The sequence below is a fragment of the Methylobacterium nonmethylotrophicum genome, assembly GCF_004745635.1.
GTDB classification, from domain to species: Bacteria; Pseudomonadota; Alphaproteobacteria; order Rhizobiales; family Beijerinckiaceae; genus Methylobacterium; species Methylobacterium nonmethylotrophicum.
The window spans coordinates 65,544-85,547 of sequence record NZ_SRLB01000008.1; the positions used below are offsets into that span (position 1 = coordinate 65,544).

The 20,004-nt window shown below is 67.9% G+C and carries 17 protein-coding genes, 2 tRNA genes, 1 pseudogene and 1 other annotated feature; of the genes and pseudogenes, 8 read left to right on the forward strand and 12 right to left on the reverse strand.

From position 1 onward, the window contains the following. Positions 1-45 precede the first annotated feature (45 nt). Positions 46-1,274, forward strand: a protein-coding gene (locus EU555_RS12325) for an IS3 family transposase (RefSeq protein WP_135414941.1) whose coding sequence is annotated in 2 segments (ribosomal slippage) — positions 46-340 and positions 340-1,274 — 1,230 coding nt in all. Because the reading frame shifts where the segments join, the coding sequence is not laid out codon by codon here. Further along, positions 327-443: a sequence feature (AL1L pseudoknot), on the forward strand. (Overlaps the previous gene by 117 nt.) A gap of 968 nt (positions 1,275-2,242) precedes the next feature. Beyond that, positions 2,243-2,407, forward strand: coding sequence for a hypothetical protein (locus EU555_RS36125; protein WP_167858525.1), 165 nt, complete (start codon positions 2,243-2,245; stop codon positions 2,405-2,407). Between the two features lie 54 nt (positions 2,408-2,461). Here the strand turns inward: EU555_RS36125 and EU555_RS12330 are convergent, their stop codons facing one another. From EU555_RS12330 to EU555_RS12340, 3 genes are all read right to left on the reverse strand, one after another. Beyond that, positions 2,462-3,004 (reverse strand): cyclase dehydrase, encoded by a 543-nt coding sequence (locus EU555_RS12330; protein ID WP_135414942.1) that lies wholly within the window; start codon positions 3,002-3,004, stop codon positions 2,462-2,464. Then, positions 3,001-4,173 (reverse strand): zinc-dependent alcohol dehydrogenase, encoded by a 1,173-nt coding sequence (locus EU555_RS12335; RefSeq protein WP_135414943.1) that lies wholly within the window; start codon positions 4,171-4,173, stop codon positions 3,001-3,003. Before EU555_RS12335 ends, EU555_RS12330 begins: the two co-directional genes overlap by 4 nt. A gap of 171 nt (positions 4,174-4,344) precedes the next feature. Next, positions 4,345-5,262, reverse strand: a complete 918-nt coding sequence (locus tag EU555_RS12340; RefSeq protein ID WP_135415115.1) for a 50S ribosomal protein L11 methyltransferase — start codon at positions 5,260-5,262, stop codon at positions 4,345-4,347. Positions 5,263-5,417: 155 nt separating this feature from the next. Between EU555_RS12340 and EU555_RS12345 the strand changes: the two genes are divergently transcribed. Next, complete coding sequence (locus EU555_RS12345; protein ID WP_135414944.1) at positions 5,418-5,624, forward strand: hypothetical protein; 207 nt, start codon at positions 5,418-5,420, stop codon at positions 5,622-5,624. Between the two features lie 85 nt (positions 5,625-5,709). Here the strand turns inward: EU555_RS12345 and EU555_RS12350 are convergent, their stop codons facing one another. After that, positions 5,710-6,486, reverse strand: a complete 777-nt coding sequence (locus tag EU555_RS12350) for an SDR family oxidoreductase (protein ID WP_135414945.1) — start codon at positions 6,484-6,486, stop codon at positions 5,710-5,712. A 153-nt stretch (positions 6,487-6,639) separates the two neighbouring features. Continuing rightward, the gene (locus EU555_RS12355; RefSeq protein WP_167858526.1) at positions 6,640-6,951 is read right to left on the reverse strand and encodes a PilZ domain-containing protein; all 312 of its coding nucleotides are present in this window, start codon (positions 6,949-6,951) and stop codon (positions 6,640-6,642) included. Between the two features lie 294 nt (positions 6,952-7,245). On the opposite strand from EU555_RS12355, the gene EU555_RS12360 reads away from it, so the two are divergent. Together EU555_RS12360 and EU555_RS12365 are read left to right on the forward strand one after the other, a co-directional pair. Next, positions 7,246-7,321 (forward strand) — tRNA-Glu (locus EU555_RS12360). Between the two features lie 442 nt (positions 7,322-7,763). After that, positions 7,764-8,087, forward strand: a complete 324-nt coding sequence (locus EU555_RS12365; RefSeq protein ID WP_135414947.1) for a hypothetical protein — start codon at positions 7,764-7,766, stop codon at positions 8,085-8,087. Positions 8,088-8,100: 13 nt separating this feature from the next. Here EU555_RS12365 and EU555_RS12370 read toward each other — a convergent pair whose 3' ends face one another. Further along, entirely contained in the window at positions 8,101-9,237 is a 1,137-nt protein-coding gene (locus EU555_RS12370; protein ID WP_167858527.1) for a glycosyltransferase 61 family protein, read from the reverse strand. A 494-nt stretch (positions 9,238-9,731) separates the two neighbouring features. Here EU555_RS12370 and EU555_RS12375 point away from each other — a divergent pair, with 494 nt between their 5' ends. Next, entirely contained in the window at positions 9,732-9,980 is a 249-nt protein-coding gene (locus EU555_RS12375; protein WP_135414949.1) for a hypothetical protein, read from the forward strand. Positions 9,981-10,055: 75 nt separating this feature from the next. Then, positions 10,056-12,023, forward strand: coding sequence for a PhoX family protein (locus tag EU555_RS12380; protein WP_135414950.1), 1,968 nt, complete (start codon positions 10,056-10,058; stop codon positions 12,021-12,023). Between the two features lie 528 nt (positions 12,024-12,551). On the opposite strand, the gene EU555_RS12385 is transcribed toward EU555_RS12380, so the two are convergent. The 5 genes and pseudogenes from EU555_RS12385 to EU555_RS12415 form a co-directional block, all read right to left on the reverse strand. Then, positions 12,552-12,627 (reverse strand) — tRNA-Ile (locus tag EU555_RS12385). A 121-nt stretch (positions 12,628-12,748) separates the two neighbouring features. Next, on the reverse strand, positions 12,749-13,615 hold the full coding sequence (locus EU555_RS12390) for a site-specific integrase (protein WP_245524275.1): 867 nt from the start codon (positions 13,613-13,615) through the stop codon (positions 12,749-12,751). Between the two features lie 550 nt (positions 13,616-14,165). Then, positions 14,166-14,609 (reverse strand): hypothetical protein, encoded by a 444-nt coding sequence (locus EU555_RS12400; protein ID WP_135414951.1) that lies wholly within the window; start codon positions 14,607-14,609, stop codon positions 14,166-14,168. A 218-nt stretch (positions 14,610-14,827) separates the two neighbouring features. After that, positions 14,828-15,319, reverse strand: a pseudogene (locus EU555_RS12405) (transposase); the annotation flags it as partial. 1,678 nt (positions 15,320-16,997) lie between these two features. Beyond that, a complete protein-coding gene (locus EU555_RS12415; RefSeq protein ID WP_135414952.1) occupies positions 16,998-17,210 on the reverse strand; it encodes a hypothetical protein in 213 nt (70 codons plus the stop codon). Positions 17,211-17,473: 263 nt separating this feature from the next. Here EU555_RS12415 and EU555_RS12420 point away from each other — a divergent pair, with 263 nt between their 5' ends. Continuing rightward, complete coding sequence (locus EU555_RS12420; RefSeq protein WP_135414953.1) at positions 17,474-17,761, forward strand: hypothetical protein; 288 nt, start codon at positions 17,474-17,476, stop codon at positions 17,759-17,761. Between the two features lie 361 nt (positions 17,762-18,122). Here the strand turns inward: EU555_RS12420 and EU555_RS12425 are convergent, their stop codons facing one another. After that, positions 18,123-19,790 carry a methyl-accepting chemotaxis protein gene (locus EU555_RS12425; protein ID WP_245524276.1) on the reverse strand — a complete coding sequence of 556 codons (1,668 nt, stop codon included), beginning with the start codon at positions 19,788-19,790 and terminating at the stop codon, positions 18,123-18,125. Positions 19,791-20,004 lie beyond the last annotated feature (214 nt).

The window sequence follows — 20,004 nt, forward strand, 5'->3', positions numbered from 1 at the left end:
CGCTCCGGGTTTCCCGGAGGCTCCAACTTCTGAGAGGATGGAGGCATGACGAAGCGAACAGCCCCTTTTTCGCCTGAGGTGCGCGAGCGCGCGGTGCGGATGGTGCGCGACCATGAAGGCGAGCACGGCTCGCAGTGGTCGGCGATCCAGTCGATTGCGGCTAAGGTCGGCTGCTCGGGCGAGACGCTGCGGAACTGGGTGCGTCAGTCCGAGCGGGATCAGGGCGTGCGTCCTGGCCAGACGACGGACGAGCGCGAGCGGATCAAAGCACTGGAGCGAGAGGTTCGCGAGCTGCGACAAGCCAACGAGATCCTGCGCAAGGCGTCGGCGTATTTCGCGATGGCGGAGCTCGACCGCCGGTCTCGGCCATGATCAGCTTCATCGACGAGCATCGAGAGGTCTACGGGGTCGAGCCGATCTGCAGGGTATTGCCGATCGCCCCGTCGACCTACTACGCGCATGCTGCCCGGCGCGCCGATCCGGACAAGCAACCGGCTCGTGCTCGCAGCGACGCGGCGTTGATGATCGAGATCCAGCGTGTGTTCGAGGCGAACCTCTGCGTCTACGGCGTGCGCAAGATCTGGCGGCAACTGGCCCGGGAGGGGATCGTGACCGCGCGATGCACGGTGACGCGGCTGATGCGCCGATTGGGCTTGGCGGGGGTGGTGCGGGGCAGGACCGTACGCACCACGATCTCCGACCCGGCCGCAGCTTGCCCCCTCGACCGCGTCAACCGTCAGTTCAAGGCTCCCCGGCCGAATGCCTTGTGGGTCAGCGACTTCACCTACGTAGCGACGTGGTCGGGCTTCGTGTACGTGGCCTTCGTCATCGATGTGTTCGCTCGGCGCATCGTCGGTTGGCGAGCCTCACGCAGCGCTCAGGCAAGCTTCGTTCTGGATGCTCTGGAGCAGGCATTGCACGAGCGTCGTCCCGTCCAGGGCAGCGGGCTGGTGCATCACTCGGACCGCGGCTCGCAATATTTAGCTCTACGGTACACAGAGCGCCTGGCCGGAGCGGGCATCGAGCCGTCGGTCGGCAGCGTCGGCGACTCTTACGACAACGCCCTGGCAGAGACGATCAACGGCCTGTTCAAGGCGGAGGTGATCCACCGGCGAGGACCCTGGCGCTCCTTCGAGGCGGTCGAGTACGCCACCCTGGAATGGGTCGACTGGTACAACCACCGTCGCCTCCTCGCGCCCATCGGCAACGTCCCTCCCGCCGAGGCCGAAGCGCGCTATCATGCCCACGTCGGTGACCAAGCCCTGGCCGCCTGACCCAAGACAAACAGCCTCCGAAAAACCCGGAGCGGTTCACTTCATGGTTTTCGACTTGGCTTGCGCCCCCGTGCCCCCGAGAGATCGGGCTCCACTGCACGGGGCAGGTGAGGCCCCCGCCGCGTTCCGCGCCGGGAGGCTCGGGAAAACGCGATCCGGTGTGGGTGCAAGCGAGCGGCGAGCGGGCCGCTCAAGCTGGCGAGGAGCTAAACGCCCCCGTCACGCCGACCGCGTCGAACGCAGCGTCGACGTCGGACGATCAACGTCTGACAGACCAAGCTCATCAGATGACGCAAGGGCAAATTCCTCTTGAAGGCAACCGACCCGCTGCAAATCGTGTATGGCGATGCGGCAGTTTCAGGAGGGTCCCGACGCACAGGTCACTGATCGGGCTTCTTGGGTGTTCTCAGCCACGGAAATCCAACAGCCGACCGCTCCGCCTCCCAATCGACGGGCAGGTCCAAAATTTCGAGAAGTGTCGGGTCGCGCTCCAGCATGTGATTGAAACCTACGACCGAAGGTCGGTCGTCCTCATCGTGATCATCTCCACATAGGCACTGCCAATCGCCATCCGCGCGGCAAACGAGCAAGACTGGCCAACGCCGGTATAAGACGTGAGCGCAGACGAAGCAGGCCGTTTCCGCCATCCAACCCTTCCTCAACACCGCGTTGGACGTCTCGAACGCCCAGATACAAAACCGGAAGCTGCTCCCCGCTGGAATGGGAGGCCGCGCGACGTGTCGCCAGCCTGAGTAACTTGGCAGGACGACATTCCGTAACGACACCTTTAGCCTATCGTCGAACTCGCAAAGCAAGCTCTGTCAAGTCCCCTGCGACACCGCGCAACCGCTGACGGAATGTCGCGCGCTGCTCCCCGCAGTCAGGCGATCCGATCAGGAACCGGCATCCAGATCATATGTTATCGAACCACTCACCACGGCACACCGCATATCGAGGGAGATACCCGAATGGCGGACAAGAAGCAACAGTCTCAGTCGCACAATACTGACGACAACACCCGCCACAACCACAAGAATCCGGAAGCGCCGAACCAGGGCACCGTGCAGCACTCGGATGACGGGCGCCTGAAGGAGAACCGCGAGAAGGGCATCCATCGCGGCGACAAGGAGTAGATTTCCCCTCGACGGGAACGGGAGGGCCGCCGCGAGGCGGCCCTCTCTTTTTGGTCACGCCGCCGGGCGACCGTCGCGCCAGGGGCGCAAGGGGCCCGGGATGCGGAAATCGCGCGGCACCGCGAAGTCGCGGGCGGCGCCGTGGGCGGCCGCGAGCCCGCGCGGGAAGCCGCTGCGGTTGTGGTACTCGTAGGCACCCCGCGGGGCCGGGCGCTTGTCGGCGGTGAGGCCCTGGACGCAGGCGATGTCGGCGAGCGTCACGCCCGCCACCGCGACGGTGGCGAGCGCCAGGTTGCCGGAGCGGGGGTTGTCGCCCTCGAAGCCGGTCGCCAGGGTGGCGAGGTCGAGGGCGTCGCCCGCGACCCGGCCCCAGATCCACGGCGTCGGATCGTGGCTCATCAGGATCGCGGCACCGGTCGCGACCTCGCGGGCGCCGTAGGCCTGGATCAGGGCCTCGCGGCCCTCAAGGCCGAGGGCCCGGCAGAGCGCGCGGGGCGCCAGGATCTCGGCGAGGCCGAGCCCGATCGAGAACCAGCCGAGGCCGCGGGCCAGCGCATCGTGCGCGGAGCGCGAGCGGGGATCGACACTCCTCTTCATGGCCGGATCATCACCTTGATGCAGCCGTCCTGCTTGTCGCGAAACGTCCGGTACATCTCCGGCCCCTGCTCCAGCCCGACCGTGTGGGTGATCACGAAGGACGGGTCGATCTGCCCCTCCTCGATCCGCCGCAAGAGGTCGTCGGTCCAGCGGTTGACGTGGGTCTGGCCCATCCGGAAGGTCAGGCCCTTGTTCATCGCCGCGCCGAACGGCACCTTGTCGATCAGGCCGCCATAGACGCCCGGGATCGACAGCACGCCCGCCGGCCGGCAGGCCATGATCATCTGGCGCAGCACGTGCGGCCGGTCGCTCTCCAGCATCACCGCCTGCTTGGCGCGGTCGTAGAGCGAGTCGAGCGAGGTGGTGGCGTGGGCCTCCATCCCGACCGAGTCGATGCACTTCTCCGGCCCCTTGCCGCCGGTCATGTCGTTGAGCCTGGCGACGACGTTCGACTCCTCGGTAAGGTCGATCGTCTCGGCGCCGCCGGCCCGCGCCATGGTCAGGCGCTCCGGCACCCGGTCGATGGCGATGACGCGCCTGGCCCCGAGCAGGATCGCCGAGCGAATCGCCATCTGGCCGACCGGGCCGCAGCCCCAGATCGCCACATTGTCCTCCGGTTGGATGTCGCACTGCACCGCCGCCTGCCAGCCGGTCGGGAAGATGTCGGAGAGGAACAGGAGCTTCTCGTCCGGGATGCCCTTCGGCACCTTGATGTGGGTGGCGTCCGCGAAGGGCACCCGCAGGTACTCGGCCTGGCCCCCGGCATAGCCGCCGGTGAGGTGGGTGTAGCCGAACAGGCCCGCCGTGGTGTGGCCGAAGGCGGCCGCGGCGAGCGCGGCGTTGCGGTTGGTGCGCTCGCAGACCGAGAAGTTGCCGCGCCTGCATTGCTCGCACTGGCCGCAGATGATGGTGAACGGCACCACGATCCGGTCACCGACCTTCAGCGTCGTGTTGTCCCGGCCGACCTCGACCACCTCGCCCATGGTCTCGTGGCCCATGATGTCGCCCGACTTCATGCCCGGCATGAAGTGGTCGTAGAGGTGCAGGTCGGAGCCGCAGATGGCGCAGGAGGTCACCTTGATGATCGCGTCGCGCCCGTCCTCGATCGTCGGATCGGGAACCGTGTCGCAGCGGATATCCGCAGTGCCGTGCCAGACGAGGGCCTTCATCGCTGATCGGTCTCCGAGGCTCGTGCCGCACAAGGCCGGGATTGGCCTTTTGGCGCGCACGGACCGTCCTCCGGCAGGATGCTAATACTCCCTACCGGTAGTCGGTATTGCTCGGACAACCGATCAGCGTCGGGGCTGTTCCTTGGGGTTTCTCCTCGGTGTCGCGCGCCTTCAGCGCGGGCGGGGCGCGGCACCGCCGCGGCGCAGCTCCAGGGTCGCCCAGCCCTCGATCAGGCGGCGCCGGCGCAGGCGGAACCCTTGCGCCGCGTAGGCCGAGAGCACGCCCGGCACGTCGCGGGGGATCAGGCCGGAGAGGACGAGCGTGCCGTCGCTCGCCACCGCGCGGGCGAGGCTGGGCGCGAGCCCCCGCAGCGGCCGGGCCAGGATGTTGGCGAAGACGAGGTCGAAGGCGCGGGTGTGGCGGGCGAGCGGGTGGCGCAGGCCCGGCGCCTCGTAGAAGGCCATCCGGTTGGCCAGCCCGTTGAAGGCCGCGTTGGTCCGCGCGGTCGCCACCGCCTCCGGGTCGAGATCGCCGGCGACGACGGTGTTGTGCAGGAGGCGCGCGGCGGCGAGCCCCAGGATCCCGGTCCCGGTGCCGACGTCGAGGATGCGGTGGGGCCGGCGCCGTTTCACCTCGTCGACGAGGGCGAGGAGGCAGCCGAGCGTCGTGCCGTGGTGGCCGGTGCCGAAGGCGAGCGCCGCCTCGATCTCGATCGGCAGGTCGTTCGCCCGAACCCGGCCGCGGTCGTGGGAGCCGTGGACCAGGATGCGCCCGGCCCGCACGGGCTTGAGCCCTTCGAGCGAGGCGCGGACCCAGTCCTGCTGGTCGATCGCCGCGAAGGTGGCCGCGTCGGCGGCATCCCCGACGATCGGGCGGATCAGTTCGCGCACCGCCTCCGCGTCGGGCTCGTCCGAGAAATAGGCCTCGAGCCGCCAGGTCCTGCCGTCCTCGGCCTCGAAGGCCGCGACCGCGGTCTCGGTCGGGTCGAAGACCTCGCCGATCAGGTCGGTCATGGCGCGGGCCGCGCGCTCGTCCGTGTCGAGACGCAGCACGTGGGTCGGGCGGTGGGGCGGCAGGCCTTCGAGCATGCCGGCGCCCATAGCATCCGCGCCCGCCGCCGTCACCGCCCCGTCACGCCCGCGCGGCATCAGGTCGGCGGCCCTCGAGGCCTTGGAACCGGCAGACCGAATCGGCGTTCATAGCGGCGCCGGTCGCCAGAAGCCGGCCGTCGAAGGATCGTGCGATGCGTACCCGAGTTCGCGAGCAGGTTCGGCCGGACATGTCCGCCGGGCAGGCCCAGACTCCCGTCCGGGACACACTCAACCGGCGCCGTGCGGCGCTGCTCACCGCCGAGGACACGGCCCTGCCGGGCCGCATGCTCGTGCTGCTCAGCCGCCTTCACCGCAGCGAGATGCTGCCGAAGGCCGAGTCGGAGAAGGCCGGCGCCTGAGGCGCCGGCACGTGCTGAAGAAGGCCGGCGCCCGGGGCGCCGGCAGGGAGTGGAAAAAGCCGGCGCCCGGGGCGCCGGCACGGGGTCACGCCCCCAGCCGCGAGCCCGTGCGGGCATCCGGCACGTAGCCGCGGTTCCAGGTCGGGCTGATCACCACCTCGTTGAGGCAGACGTGCTTCGGCCGCGTCGCGACGAACAGGATCAGCGCCGCCAGGTCGTCGGGCTGGAGCATGCGGGCGCGGTCCTCGGCGCTCACCGGCACCGGGCGCTTGTCGAGGATCGGGGTCGCGACCTCGGCCGGGCACAGCACCGTCGAGCGGATGCCGTTGACGCATTCCTCCATGTTGATGCTGTGGCTCATCGCCACGACGGCGTGCTTGGCCGCCGTGTAGGCCGGGCCGCTGACCGGGCTGACGAACCGCCCGGCCCAGGAGGCGGTGTGGATCAGCACGCCGTCGCCCTGCCGGCGCATCAGCGGCAGGACCGCGAGCGAGGCGTAGAAGGCGCTCGACAGGTTGGCCCCGATCACCGCCTGCGCGCCCTCCGGCGACAGGGCGTCCCAGCGCCGCTCGCGTACGTTGCTGCCCGCATTGCTCACCAGCACGTCGAGCCGGCCGAACCGCGCGGCGATGCCCTCGACGATGGCCGTGATGCGGGCCGGATCGGTGACGTCGCCGGACTCGACCGTCGCCTGCCCGCCGGACGCCGCGATGCGCTCCGCCACCGCCCGCAGCGGCTCCTCCCGGCGCCCGGTGAGCACCACCTGGGCCCCCGCCCCGGCGAGCGCCAGCGCCGCCGCCTCGCCGATGCCGCTGCCCGCACCCGTCACCCAGGCGACCTTGCCGCTGAGGTCCTGCGTCATGTCCGTCTCCACCCTGGCTGTTCTGCGGTCCGGCGCCACGAAGGCCCGCCCGGGCCTGCGCCCCGGTCCCTTCTCTGCCAAGCCATGACAGGAGCGCGCAAGAGCGCCGGGCGGCGGATGGCGGGAGAGACCGGTCAACCCGGGCGCCGGACGTCACCGCCTGGGCCGATCGAACGCGATCCCGGCGAACTCGCCGCGACGCCACACCAGGGCGGCGCGACGCGCGAGGTTCGCGTGCCGGATGACGATCCAGAACCGGTCGGTCAGGGCGTACCGCTTCGACACTCCGATCTTGGCGCCCCCGTCGGAGAGATCGCGCACGATGCAGTGCACGCGGTCGCTGTGCGACAACAGGATCGTCGCCGGCATCGAAGTCCTGTGCCGCTGACAGGCCCTCTTCTCGTCGGCCCGGGCGCCGGACGCGCCCGCCTCGTCTCCGGTCGCGATGGTCGTAGCGTCGTTCATCTGCGCCGAGCCCTCAACCATGCATGCGCGCCCTCTTCATCATGACAGGTCGCCCCTCCACCGGGAGGACTCGACCGGAGCAGGAGGCGGCATTCTGTCCGCAAGGGTTAAGCAACTCCTGCGTGTCCTGCGTGAAAATCCATGTGCCGAACCAACGGCCGTTCCCGGCAGGGGAGACGATCTCCGGGAGGCGCGATCCGCCCGCGAGCGCGACGTGGCCCACATGCGCAGGCCGGCGACCAGGCTTGCGCCCGGTCCGGACCGTCGCTATACCGCCGCCATCCCGCCGGGCCAGCTCCCATCGTCTAGCGGTCCAGGACGTCGCCCTCTCACGGCGAAAACAGGGGTTCGAGTCCCCTTGGGAGCGCCATTTCACCCGCATCGAGACATCGCCGCCGGTCCCCTGGGCGACCCGGCAGTGATGAAGCGGGCACTTCAGAGGCCGGGACGCCTCGGGCGCAGGCCATGGCCCCCATCGCTTCTCCGTCGCTCACGGACCTCCTCCGCGCCGGACGTCCCCGACCTCCCCTCGCTCGGCGACCGTCACCGGCGCGTGACATCGCCATGAGGCCGGGCTGCGCCGGCCGCACCGCTCGCGAGCGGCACAAGACCACGCGACGATCAATCCAGTCATTCCAACCTTCAATCCATCCCTGACAATTCCAGGTTGTTAACACGCGTGAATATTTCGCCCTCACAGTGTCACAGATCGAAATCCTGGAGGAAATCGGCTTGCCTCGGATCGTCGAGGTTGATTTCACTGTTTCTTAACCCGCATCATCGGGTCATGGCGCGAAGGCAAGAGGAGCGCGATGTTCGGACGGCGCAGGGAGGCGGCACCGGCAGACGGACTGATCCGGCACCATGTCCGGCTGAACCGTGACGGAGCGGAGCAGGAAGGGTGCCTGATCTATCGCGGGGACCGGCTCGTCTCCGTGGCGATCCGCCTGGAGCCCGGCACGCCCCACCCGCCGGAGCACCGGCACAAATGGCGCGTGGCCGAGATCGACGGCCCCGGCGAGGCGCTCGCGGCGGCCCCGCTCTTCGACACGCCGGACGCCGTGGCGGACTGGATCGCCCGCCGCCTGCCGCACCCGGCACCGAGGCCGTGGCTGGACCCGCACCTGCTGCCGTGAGGCGGCCGGACCATCACTGGAACCGGGCCGTGCCGATCCGCCACGCACCCTCGATGTCGACCGCGAGGCCGAGACGCCCGATCTGCCGGCGGATGAACGGCAGCGTCCCGGGATGGTGCGCGGCGTAGCCGTTCATCGCGACCCACAGGGCCACGTCGTCCGACAGGCGCCTGGCATAGTCGCCCGAGCACCACTGGCCGCGGATGTCGAGGCCGAACCGCTCCAGGCGGGCGAGGAGGTCGCCCTCGTCGAAGACCCCGAAGCTGCGGTCCCGGCGCGGCCAGCCGCGGGCCGTCAGCCCGTACAGGACCCCGCGCGACGGGCTCCAGTACTCGAGCGCGCGCACCCGCGGCCGGAGGGCGCCCTCGGCGAGGCGGTTGCCGGGCCGGCGCTCGATCACCGCGACCGTCGCGTCGAGCCGCCCGAGCAGCTGCAGCGTGTGGACCGCCGACCCTTCGGAGAACACGATCCGCTTCGCGCGGCGCATGAACCGGACCTGGTCGGCGACGTCGTGCAGCTCCGGGTGCAGCACCGTCGCCCCGGCCCGCTCGAGGATGTTCGCGAGGTACGGCTCGCCCGCGAGCCGTCCGTCCGGCCACCGCGCCCGGGAGACGAACAGCAGCTCGATGTCGCGCGCCGGCGCGGCGTGGCCCGCCACGATCGCGTCCATCAGGTCCAGATGCGCGCGGCCCGGGCCCGGGCCGTCGAGCCGCTCGGCCTGGCGCGGGACGTGGAGCAGGCGGAACCGGGTCGGCTCGCGGACCAGGAGGACGCGCTCGGGCCCGACGCCGAAATGCGCGAGGATCTGCCAGAAGAAGGCGGGCGGCTCGCAGGCCGCGTCCGGCGCGCTGCTGAACACCAGCGGCAGACCGGGATCCGACCGGCTCGCCTGCGCGATCCGCATGCCGAAATCGGCGATCATGTGCCCGTAATGGTGGCAGACCGGACCGCACCAGATCCCGGCCGCCGCCTCGCGCCGCACCGCGGCCGGGCGCGGGCGCCGGTCGGAAGGAACCGGCAGGCGACCGCGGCAGTGCCGCGCCGCGAGTTGCCAGGCGAAACCGGGAAACACCGGCCCGCCCCGGAAGATGCCCGCGTTCCGAGCCTGCCTGAACAGACCGGCACTGTTCTTCAGATATTGTGTCGGCATGACGTCGATATGCCGGAAATCGATGAAATCTGTGTTTCCACCCATTTTATGATCACTTTATTTGTTATATTTTTTATCAAACGACGCAAATCTCTCTCGGATTTTTTGCCGCTTATCTCAATATTGCCCGATCTGACCCTACGGCGGCAACCCCTCTCGCATTAGACCGATCGACATAATGACTGTCGCGTGCCGCGCAGGCGGGACGTATCCGACGCCTCCGGCAGAGCGTCGGCGGGCCCGGTGTCGCGGCATGACTGGGGTGCGGGGACATGCCGCGATCCGGCCAGCCCGCTTCACGAGAACGGGCAGGGTCCCGGGTGCGATGCCGGCCGCCTCGGTCCGCTCAAGCCGGCCTGTCGACCCAGGTGCGCCGGCGCACGCCGTGCCGGACGGGCCGGGCCCATATCCCCTTCACGTCGCTCACGTCCCTCCGCGCCCAGACCCTGCTGGGTCCCTGTGAGACGCCGGGATGAAGACGACAGGAGGTCACCATGATCCGGTTCGTCACCGCCGCCACGGCGGCTGCCCTCGTCGCCCTGCCCCTCTCGGTCGCGCACGCCAATGGCGGCGACCGCGAGCCGGCCGGCGGCGCCTTCATGAGCAGCTACGTCACCAATCCCTACGCCACCACCCGCTCGCCCGCCGAGGCCCGGCCGCTCGACCGGCCGACGCCCTGGTTCGTGCCCGAGACGACCGGCTCGGTGCGCGCCCTCCCGGCCCGGCCGCGGACGCACCGCTGACACGACGTCATCCCGTCGCCACGGTCCCGAGGGTAAGCTCCCGCTTTCTCGATAGCGGGAGCGCCGAGGGGAAAGATGACACAGCCGTCGCTGAACCGATCGCAGCAGGCCGAGGCGGCCGAGGATGCCGGCTCGAACCCGAGCCCGAACCCGACCCTCGGCGAGGTCGTGGCCCGGCGCTTCGACCGGCGCGAGATCCTGCGCGGGGGGCTCGCGGTCGCGGCGATCTCGGCGACGCTGGCGCCCCGGGCCGTCGCGGCGGCCGGCGCGCCCGAGACCTTCCCGTTCCGCGAATTGCCGGCCGGCGCCGACGAGCGCCACCACGTGGCGGAGGGCCACGACGCCGAGGTGCTGATCCGCTGGGGCGATCCCGTCCTGCCGGGCGCGCCGCCCTTCGACCCGCACAGGCAGTCGGCGGCCGCGCAAGCGCAGCAATTCGGCTACAACAACGACTTCCTGGGCTTCTTCCCGCTGCCCGGAGCGGCGGATCCCGCCGGCCACGGCCTCCTCGTCGTCAACCACGAATACACGAACGAGGAACTGATGTTCCCGGGCCTCGGCCGGCAGGACGGCAAGGCCGCCTTCGCGGGCATGAGCCGCGACCTCGTCGACATCGAGATGGCGGCCCATGGCGGCTCGGTGATCGAGATCCGGCGCGAGGACGGGCGCTGGCGCGTGGTGCCGGACTCCCGTTACGCGCGCCGCATCACTGCGACGACCCCGATGCGGTTCTCCGGCCCCGCCGCCGGCTCGCCCCGCCTGCGCACCGGCGCCGACCCGGAGGGCCGGACGGTCCTCGGCATGATCAACAACTGCGCGGGCGGCGTCACCCCGTGGGGCACGTGGCTGACCTGCGAGGAGAACATCAACTACTACTTCCAGGGCCGCCTGCCCGAGGGCTCAGCCGAAGCGCGCAACCACAAGCGCCTCGGCGTGCCGGCGAACCTCTACGGCTGGGGCCGATTCCACGAGCGCTTCGACCTCGCCAAGGAGCCGAACGAGCCGAACCGCTTCGGCTGGGTGGTCGAGATCGATCCCTTCGACCCGGGAAGCGTGCCGGTGAAGCGCACCGCCATGGGCCGCTTCAAGCACGAGGGCGCGGCCGGGCTGGTGGCGGGCGACGGGCGCTACGTCGTGTTCCAGGGCGACGACGAGCGCTTCGACTACGTCTACCGCTTCGTCACGCGGGACCCGGTCAACATGGCGGATCGGTCAGCCAACCGCGACATCCTCGACCACGGCACCCTGTCGGTCGCCCGCTTCGACGCCGACGGGCGCGGCACCTGGCTGCCGATCGTGTTCGGGCAGGGCCCGCTGACGCCGGAGAACGGGTTTCGCGACCAGGCCGACGTGCTGGTCGAGACGCGCCGGGCCGCCGACCTGCTCGGCGCCACCAAGATGGACCGGCCGGAGGACGTCGAGGCCAACCCGAAGACCGGCAAGGTCTACGTGATGCTGACCAACAACGTGCGCCGCAAGGCCGACCAGGTCGACGCGGCGAACCCGCGGCCGGACAATCGCTTCGGCCACATCGTCGAGCTCTCGCCCGAGGGCGGCGATTTCGCGGCCGCGGGCTTCACCTGGGAGGTGCTGGTGCGCTGCGGCGATCCGTCGATCGCGGCGGTCGGCGCCACCTTCTCGTCGGCGACGACGAAGGACGGCTGGTTCGGCATGCCGGACAATTGCGCCGTCGACGGCCAGGGCCGCCTCTGGGTCGCCACGGACGGCAACTCGCCCTCCAAGACCGGCCGCACCGACGGCATCTGGGGTATGGAGACCGACGGCACCCGCCGCGGCACCGCCAAGCACTTCTTCCAGGTCCCCCTCGGGGCCGAGATGTGCGGCCCCTACTTCACTCCCGACGACACCACCTTCTTCGTCGCCGTGCAGCATCCCGGCGAGGCCGACGAGGAGGACCCGAACGCCACCCCGGCGACCTTCGAGAATCCGGCGACCCGCTGGCCCGACTTCGACCCCGCCCTGCCCCCACGCCCGGCGGTGCTGGCGATCACGAAGCGGGGCGGGGGAACGGTCGGGACCTGATCAAGATCAACCCATTGCATCGCGTCGCAGCCCGCACTCGGCCTTGCTGCTCATCCTCGCCCCTGTGCTTCGCCCGGACACCCGGGCGAGGCTGCGAACTCGCCATGCTTGTCGGCTTAGCCAGCGCCTGCGAACGAGTCCGTTCGACGACGCGGCGGTATGATCCGCCGGTCGTGCGCCTCGACGGGTGGACGCGTCGTTTCCGCTTTCGAGCAGGATGTCATCCCAGTCGATGGACTTCGACTTGGCGTCTCGCCGGGAGGTCGGTGCAACGTCCTGACGCGGTCACCGCGCGATGCGGCATATCGCGAGAACACGAGGAAGGACTGCGCCGTCGTCCGCGCTCGGCGGGCCAAAACGAAATCCCGCTCGACTCGCGCCCTCTCCAGGCGGAAGCGGCTCAACGCGAGCTTGCGCTTCATCGTACGGGAGGGCGGCACGATGTGAGTGCGTCCGATGGACTCGACGACGTCGAGACCATCGTGCCCCATCTGAAGGTTGTTCCACCACAAGCACTTGCGTGGGGAGTGGTGGGCCCGGCAGGACTCGAACCTGCAACCAGACCGTTATGAGCGGTCGGCTCTAACCATTGAGCTACAGGCCCTTAGTCTTTGTCTTCAGTAACTTAGCGCCTAGTCTGTTGTTTGGCGACAGCTTCGGCAACAGAAACGGCGACAGAAACCCCGCTCGTGGTACCCGCGCGCAGCCGTTCCGGCAAGCCCCTCTCACCGTTCCGCCGCCGGTTTGCGACCTCGGTTGCCCCGCATCGCGGCGACCGCATCGCCCCTGTGATCCGGGTGATGATGTGCGTAGTGCCGGCGCAGAACGGCCTCACCCATGCCGGCGAACCCGGCCACCTCCCAGGTGGGGATTCCCTGTTGCATGAGGTGCGTCACGGCCGAGTGCCGGAGGGTATGCGGCGAGATCCCCTCCCCCAGGCCGGCAAGCGCGACGGCATTCGCGAACCCGACCTTGACCCGCGTCACTGCCTGTCCGCGCCACTCGACGACGTAGTGCCCGCCTGCCGGCGCCGGCATGCCGGCCCGCGCGGCTTCGTCCCGTGCCTCGAGCGCCATCCGGCGCCAGCGGCGGAGATGCACCAGGATCGACGGCGGCAGGCGGACCGGCGGCTGCCGCTTGTTGGTCTGCTGTGCGCCCTCGCGGAGGCGGTAGAACACGCCGCGGTCGAGGTCGAGGTATGAGCGGCCGGCCGCCACCTCCCAGCTCGCCGTCAGCACCGCGCCCGGGCGGCTCGCGGTCGAGTAAGCGAGCAGGATGAACCGGACGAGGTGGCGCATCGTGTATCGACCGGTGGTCGTGTTGCCGGCTTTCGCGCCCTTGCCGCCGGCGACACCAGGCCGGTCACCCTCTCGAGCACGCCACGCGGTCCAGACCAGCCGGGCCACATCCGAGCGTGACAGCCAACGTTCCCGCGCCTCGCCCTTCTTCGGCAACGCCACCTTCACGAGTTCGCGGTGGTAGCCCTCTCGGTGATGGTGGCCGATCGCCGCCGAGAGATCCTGCAGATCTCGACGGGCGCCGCCCTGCGACGGCCGGGACGCCACGTAGGCCCGGCAGGTCGCACCCTTCACCTGCGCCAGGGTCTTGGTGCCCCGCCACTCCGAAAGTCGGGCGATCCGCTTCGCGATGGCTTGTGGTCGGGGTGCGGGGCAACCACGTCGTCGACGTAGATGCTCAGGACGTCGGCGATCGAGATGGCATCGAGACCACGTTCGGTGCGCGCCGGCCGGTGGACCGCCCTGAGGTAATCGGCGAGGGCTTGATGAGCCTCTGCAACTTGGCCTGGAGTGCATCCTGTGGGGTGCATCTTGGCACCGTCGCGGATGACCCATCGGGAGGCGCGGGTGATTCGGCCGGAAGCGTCTCGGCGCGCGGGGACGAGGTAGAGGCGGGGTCCTTTGGCGGGACGTGGCATAGCACCCTCATCCGCTCAATCGCGGCATGCGTTGTGACGTCTTTCCCGGCGATCCGCTCGATGGCAAGCCGGCCGCGAGACGCCTCGCGGCGCAGTCCGGCCGCAGTCATGCCGCCACCCGGGAACGCGAGACGTACGGCATCCGCCAGACGCAGCGGCGTGGTCCGCGTGATCTCGGTCGGTGCGGCAAGCGCGGTGCGCGGCATCTATACCCCCTCCCCGACACCGGCGACTCGGATGCCGGCCGCCAGCGTCGGGACGTGCATCTGGATCGCCGTCACGGCGATCCGGTCCCGGTTGTGGCCGACGAAGGCCTGCGCCCGCTCGACCTGCGCCGCGGCGTCGACCACCACGACCGGGATCAGGTCGATGCCCGGGTGAGTGGCCGCCGCGATGGCCGAGTGCTGGCTGTCGATCACCGCGAGGCCGTCTTCGGTCCAGGCGACGATCGGCCGCTTGAACCGGCGCCAGTCCCACCGCTCGACGATGCGGCGGATCGGGCGCAGTGAGGCCTCGGAGAGGTCGCGCTGGCAGCCGGCTTTCACCAGGAGGTCGGTCGGCTTGATCCAGGTCACCCCGGGTTTCGGGGTGGTGGGCTGGCCTGGGTGGATCTCGGCGAGGGCTTGGGCGGCCATCCGGCAGCGGTTCATCACTGCGCCCTCGCCAACGGAAAGGCCTGCGCGGCCGCTCGCGGAATCAGGCACACAAGCTGTTGATTCGATGCAGATTTTACCGCCGCAAGGTTCGAATTCAGGGCTGCGGAATCACTCGCCCTGAGGGCGGCCGCGAGGTGCTGCAGGTACTGGCCGCCCATGCAGGTTGCTTCGGTCTCCTCGGAGCTATGCGGGGATTTGGGTGACGAGGTCGGTCAGGGTTCGCGGTGATCAGGGTTCGGGGTGACCTCGGTCCCGTCCCGGAAGATGAGGCCGGCCACCACTTTCGGCACCTGGTTCTCGCCCATCAGCCGCCGCCAGGTCTTGGCGGCCGCCATCACGAGCTTGAATACCACCAGCTTGGCGGTCGTGGGCGAGAGCGCTCCCTTCGTGCGCACCGTCCGGTGCCGGACCGTCGCAAACACGCTCTCGATCGGGTTCGTCGTTCGCAGGTGGTCCCAGTGCTCCGCCGACATGTCGTAGAACGACAGCAGAGCTTCCTTGTCCTTTGTCAGACATTCACTCGCACGGGCATACTTCACCCCGTACTTCTCCACGAACACGTCCATCGCCACCTCGGCTTCCGCTCGCGTGGACGCGCCCAAGATCTCGCGCAGATCCGCCTTCATCGTCGATTGCAGCGACTTGGGTAGCTTGTTGAGGACGTTGGCCGTCTTGTGTTGCCAGCAGCGCTGTCCTCCAGTACCTCCCCGAACTGACCGAGGATCGCGAAGCTATCGAGTTCGCCCGCCCCGTCGCTAAGCCGCCGCGCCTGCCTTCTACCCCCGACCGGCCCGGCGGTCCGAAGCCGCCACGGCGTCTGGGATAAGGCACGCGAAAAAAACGGTCGCGGCCTGAAACCTTCCCGTCCAGCCCTCCGTACCGGTGGCTGACCTCGACTAGCGCGGGGCCAACACAAGAGGCGGGACGAGCCACATGCCAGATCTTCAGCACGAAATCGCAGATCTCGCGACTGTCGACCGGCACATCGCTGAAGTAGAAGAACGTGCTACCAAGTTGTTCATTGACATAAGGAGAAGTCGAGCCGCTAGGTTGAATACCACCGAAGCTGAGAGAACTCTCCAAGCAATCATGGAGACGCTAGACGAATGGCGCATGCGTCGGGATTTCATCGTAGACACCATGGAGCAAGGTGACCAGTAGATTCGGATGCTGGGGTCAGGCGGACGTCGGCAGGCGGGCTGCTTGCCGGCTGCACCCGGCGACGAGACCCACGCCTCCGGCTCCGTCTTCGGCCACGGCTTGATCTCCATCTTCCACCCGGTCTCGGCGGTGTGGCGGGCGTAGTGCGCCTCCATGTCCTTCATCACCGAGACGTCGCGGGAGCCGCAGGCCGAGAATCGCAGGCGCAGGGCCATGTCCGGGAACGGCAGGTCGTCCGGGAACGGGTCGGTGCTGAAGACGACGCGATGGTGGCTGCCGCAGCAGGTCGCGGCGGCCGTGGTCTCGCCTCGCACGACAATTACCCGGCGTCGATGGCGGGATCGCTCGGCCCTGCTCATCGTGGTTCGCGGCGTCTCAATCGATCTTTAGGAAAGCCCCTTGCCACCACCGCTACCAGAGCTTTGCGAGCCCTCTGACGTAGTCACCTCTCTAAACCTAAGCATGTACGGCGTTGTGTTCGGCGTTAGCCGGGCCACGCCGATGATAGCGCCGCCAGTTGCAACCTCAAGCTGTTCCACTGGGAGCTCCCCTTCTGGCATGGGGGCGAGATCCTCGGTTGGCGAGGCGCCGGTTTGGGAAGGGACTTGTACCGAGGGCATGGTCATCTCCCGGACTTGCCGCCAATCATGAAAAGGTATCCTACACTCGTTAGATCGGGAAGCCTGCGCAAATCTTGTCAGACACGCCAGTGGTGCCGCGGCGCACCGCGCCTGCCTTCCCGATCCGGCAATCTTCCGCCCTCGTCGGAAAGCGCCGGAGGAGGCAACGGATGTCGGAATATAGACAAACTGCTCATGACTCGTCCCACAGCGCCTCGGTCAAGGATCGATATGCAACTGGCGAGATCTCCGACGCCGATCTGGAGACCGTCTCTGGGGGCTTAATCCAGGAGGTGATGGCGAGCCTCACGCTTATGAGCGTAATGCTCAGCAACGTATCAAAAACTCGCAGCGAGATCTCGATGACCTTCGCGCGGAACGCCCGCGCTTAGAGCACCATACGATTCCAGTTGCTGCCTCAGTTTAGACACCTACACTCGGGCCTGTCGCAAACGCGATCGGGGTCAGGGTGTATCTTGTGGATCCGGGCGAATTCCCTCCTGCGACCACGGCGACGAAGTCCGGGCTGCGCTCGGGCCAAGTATGGACCCAGGTGATCGGGTTGTCGGTCATCCGACCGGCGCCGGCAGGATCGCCGTCTTCACCGCGTTCCGCTTCTGCGCGCCGTCACGCCCTCCCGCGCCAGCACCTCCGTGCTGTAGGCGTTCGCCCGGACCGCCGCGGCGACGTCGAGGCGCCTGCCGTCGATCTCGCGCACGGCCGGCTTCGACGGATCGGCGAGGTAGGCCGCGATCGCCGCGTCGAGTGCGTCGGCGGTCAGGAGCTTCGCCTTGTAGGCATCACCGCCGATCATGTGACCCCTGCGCAGCCGTCTCGACGATCATAAGCCGCAGCGTCGTCGCATCCGCGCTCTCACACATCGCCTCGCGCATCCGGCGCAGCGCCTCCGCCTTGTCGGGCATCAGCAGCAGTTCGAGGCTTCGGCGTCCAGGCGGGCCCGGCGTGTCGTCACGCCGTCCGGCAGGATGCTGGGGCGGCCGGCGGGCGTCAGCAGGCGTCGCGCTCCACCCGGGCCCAGCCCAGCACGCGGGCGAGCACGACGAGTTGCATGGTCTCGTGCTGCGGGCGCTCCCGCATCCCCTCGTCGGCGGGGCCGGCTCCGACATCTTCGCGTTCCAGGCCGGCGACTTCCAGGCCGGGGTGTTCGATCGGGTGACGGACTTCCACGAGGCGGCCGGGGACACCGACGTCCTGCTCTTCCAGGGAATGTCGCCGGAGAGCCTGGAGGTGATGCAGCAGGGCGACGACGTCCTGGTCAGCACGACGCAGCTGGGCGGCACCGGTGGCGTGATCGTCCAGAACTTCACCGTGGCCCAGATCCAGGATCAACTCTTCTTCAACTGATGCCGGATGAGCTCACCTGCCTCGTGGACCTTGCGGTCCGGCGCTCTGCCGGGCCGCAAACTCGATCAGTGACGACGGTCCGTCCAGAAGCTTCGCTTTGCAGGTCTCGCCGCCGGTCATCGCTTGAACTCCCAGATCGGGATCATGCCCGGCATCTTCACCGGCTCGTTCGCCTAAATGGGATCGAGGTTATCGATGGAGGCAGCACGCTCGCCGTGGGGTTCCAGGGCGCGGATGGCCGAGAGGTGGCTTTGCTCGTACCAGCTTTCGCTGCACGCGAGCTGCGCGCGCGGCTCTCCGACAACTTCAGGGCGGCAAACCGAAGGACGGAGGAAGTTGTAATCACGTAATCACGTTTTTCTTACGCCGCTCTGACCGCTGCAAGAAAGCGAGTAACCTCCGCGTCGAGGCGGCTCGCATGCTGCGCCAGCTCCTGGGCGGCACCCAGCACTTGAGCCGAGGCCGCTCCCGTGCTCCCCGCGCCGTCCTTCACCTGCACGATGCTCACCGTCACCGAGTGCGTGCCCTGAGCCGCTTGCGTGACGTTGCGCACGATCTCCTGGGTGGCAGCTCCCTGCTCCTCCATTGCCGCCGCGACGCTCATCGAGATGGTGCGCAGTTCCGCGATCGTGCGTCCAATCGCCTGGATGGCCTCGACCGCCTCGCGCGTCTCACCCTGAACAGCCGAGATGTGCCCGGCGATCGTCTCCGTTGCCTTCGCCGTCTGACCGGCGAGCATCTTCACCTCGCCAGCGACCACCGCAAACCCGCGGCCGGCCTCGCCCGCGCGGGCAGCCTCGATCGTGGCGTTGAGCGCCAAGAGGTTTGTCTGTCCGGCGATGTTGGTAATGAGCGCAACGACGTCGCCGATCCGCTCAGCGGAGGAAGACAGCTTGCGGATCATCGCGTCGGTGCGCTGCGCGTCGCTAGCGGCGCGTTCAGCGATGGCGGAGGAGCGGGTAACCTGCCCGGCGATCTCGTGGATCGAGGAGGCCATCTCCTCGCTGGCCGCCGCCACGGTCTGCACGTTGGCGGAGGCCTGCTCAGCGGCGGAGGCGACGGAGACGGAGTGCCCAGTGGTGGCAGTCGCGGTGTCATTCATCGACCGGGCGGTGACCTCCATCTCATTCGAGGCGGCAGACAGGCCCTGTGTCAGGGCGGAGACCTGGGCCTCGAATTGCTGGGTGAGTGCGTCGAGCGCCTGGGCGCGGCGCATCTTGGCGGCATTCTCGATGGCGCCGGCTTCATCCGCCTCTCGCTTGGCGATCATGGCATCCTTGAACACCTGGACGGCGCGCGCCATCGCGCCGATTTCGTCACGCCGTTCAGTGCCTTCAATCGTAACCGTAAGGTCGTTCCCGGCCAGCCGCGTCATCACCCCTGTGGTAACGAGGAGCGGACGGGTGACGCCGACCAGCACGGTAAACACACCGAATGCGCTCGCCAGTATGGCAGCCACGAGGCACATTGTCAGAAGCGTCTTGGACCATACCGCGACGGTCTGAGCACTCGCGAACTCGTTCTTCGTCTCTGTGAGTTGGTAATTCGAGAGACGGGTCAACACTTCATTCGTGGGCTGTATCATGCCGTTGAGCGAGAGATGCATGGTAGGATATTTGTCAATAGACTGATTACGCAAGAACTGAATGATATCAGCAATGGTTTTGTCATTGTTGTCAATTTGCGATTGCATGTCGTTGACGATTTTTCTCTCCTCAGGTGTGATATAGGTGGATAGATAATCCGACCAAATTTTCGCAATGTCTTTATTCAGAGACTCGATTTTTGGCGCAGCATCACTGGGAGCGAGTTGTTTCTCCCTAACAGAACGTGATGTACCGACAATCTCATCGTAGAGGGTGCGAATGCTTATGAATTGCCCGAGGCAGATCACACGATCTTCATATACTGTCTTGAGGCTCGCATTGCTGGACCAAAGGGCAATCAGACCGGCGGCAGTAGTTGCGAGCAGGAGCCCTATAAGAACGCTCAGGCAGCAGATAAGCCGGCCTTTGATGGTGCTCAACATAGGGGTTCTCTGTTATGCGGCCTAAGACGGGCTGAATTAGCAATTACGCTTCACCGTAAGATGCTTGGCTTAAATAGTTTAAAAAAAGATAAGCTGATTTTCGATGCGAGTTGATGTTTCTCATCCATGGGTTGCGCACTACGTATTCTGCACAGTTTAGCGTTACAATAGTGGCTAAAGCGTCGTTGGGCATTCTCGGCAAACGACGCTGGCC

Excerpts from the sequence above, each read along its gene's own strand:
- EU555_RS12375 (WP_135414949.1), top strand. The coding sequence starts at position 9,732 with ATGATCCGGTTCGTCACCGCCGCCACGGCGGCTGCCCTCGTCGCCCTG.
- EU555_RS12380 (WP_135414950.1), top strand. The coding sequence starts at position 10,056 with ATGACACAGCCGTCGCTGAACCGATCGCAGCAGGCCGAGGCGGCCGAG.
- EU555_RS12350 (WP_135414945.1), bottom strand. The coding sequence starts at position 6,486 with ATGACGCAGGACCTCAGCGGCAAGGTCGCCTGGGTGACGGGTGCGGGC.
- EU555_RS12365 (WP_135414947.1), top strand. The coding sequence starts at position 7,764 with ATGTTCGGACGGCGCAGGGAGGCGGCACCGGCAGACGGACTGATCCGG.
- EU555_RS12425 (WP_245524276.1), bottom strand. The coding sequence starts at position 19,790 with ATGTTGAGCACCATCAAAGGCCGGCTTATCTGCTGCCTGAGCGTTCTT.
- EU555_RS12370 (WP_167858527.1), bottom strand. The coding sequence starts at position 9,237 with ATGCCGACACAATATCTGAAGAACAGTGCCGGTCTGTTCAGGCAGGCT.
- EU555_RS12340 (WP_135415115.1), bottom strand. The coding sequence starts at position 5,262 with ATGCTCGAAGGCCTGCCGCCCCACCGCCCGACCCACGTGCTGCGTCTC.
- EU555_RS12345 (WP_135414944.1), top strand. The coding sequence starts at position 5,418 with ATGCGTACCCGAGTTCGCGAGCAGGTTCGGCCGGACATGTCCGCCGGG.
- EU555_RS12355 (WP_167858526.1), bottom strand. The coding sequence starts at position 6,951 with ATGAACGACGCTACGACCATCGCGACCGGAGACGAGGCGGGCGCGTCC.
- EU555_RS36125 (WP_167858525.1), top strand. The coding sequence starts at position 2,243 with ATGGCGGACAAGAAGCAACAGTCTCAGTCGCACAATACTGACGACAAC.
- EU555_RS12415 (WP_135414952.1), bottom strand. The coding sequence starts at position 17,210 with ATGATCGGCGGTGATGCCTACAAGGCGAAGCTCCTGACCGCCGACGCA.
- EU555_RS12335 (WP_135414943.1), bottom strand. The coding sequence starts at position 4,173 with ATGAAGGCCCTCGTCTGGCACGGCACTGCGGATATCCGCTGCGACACG.
- EU555_RS12400 (WP_135414951.1), bottom strand. The coding sequence starts at position 14,609 with ATGAACCGCTGCCGGATGGCCGCCCAAGCCCTCGCCGAGATCCACCCA.
- EU555_RS12330 (WP_135414942.1), bottom strand. The coding sequence starts at position 3,004 with ATGAAGAGGAGTGTCGATCCCCGCTCGCGCTCCGCGCACGATGCGCTG.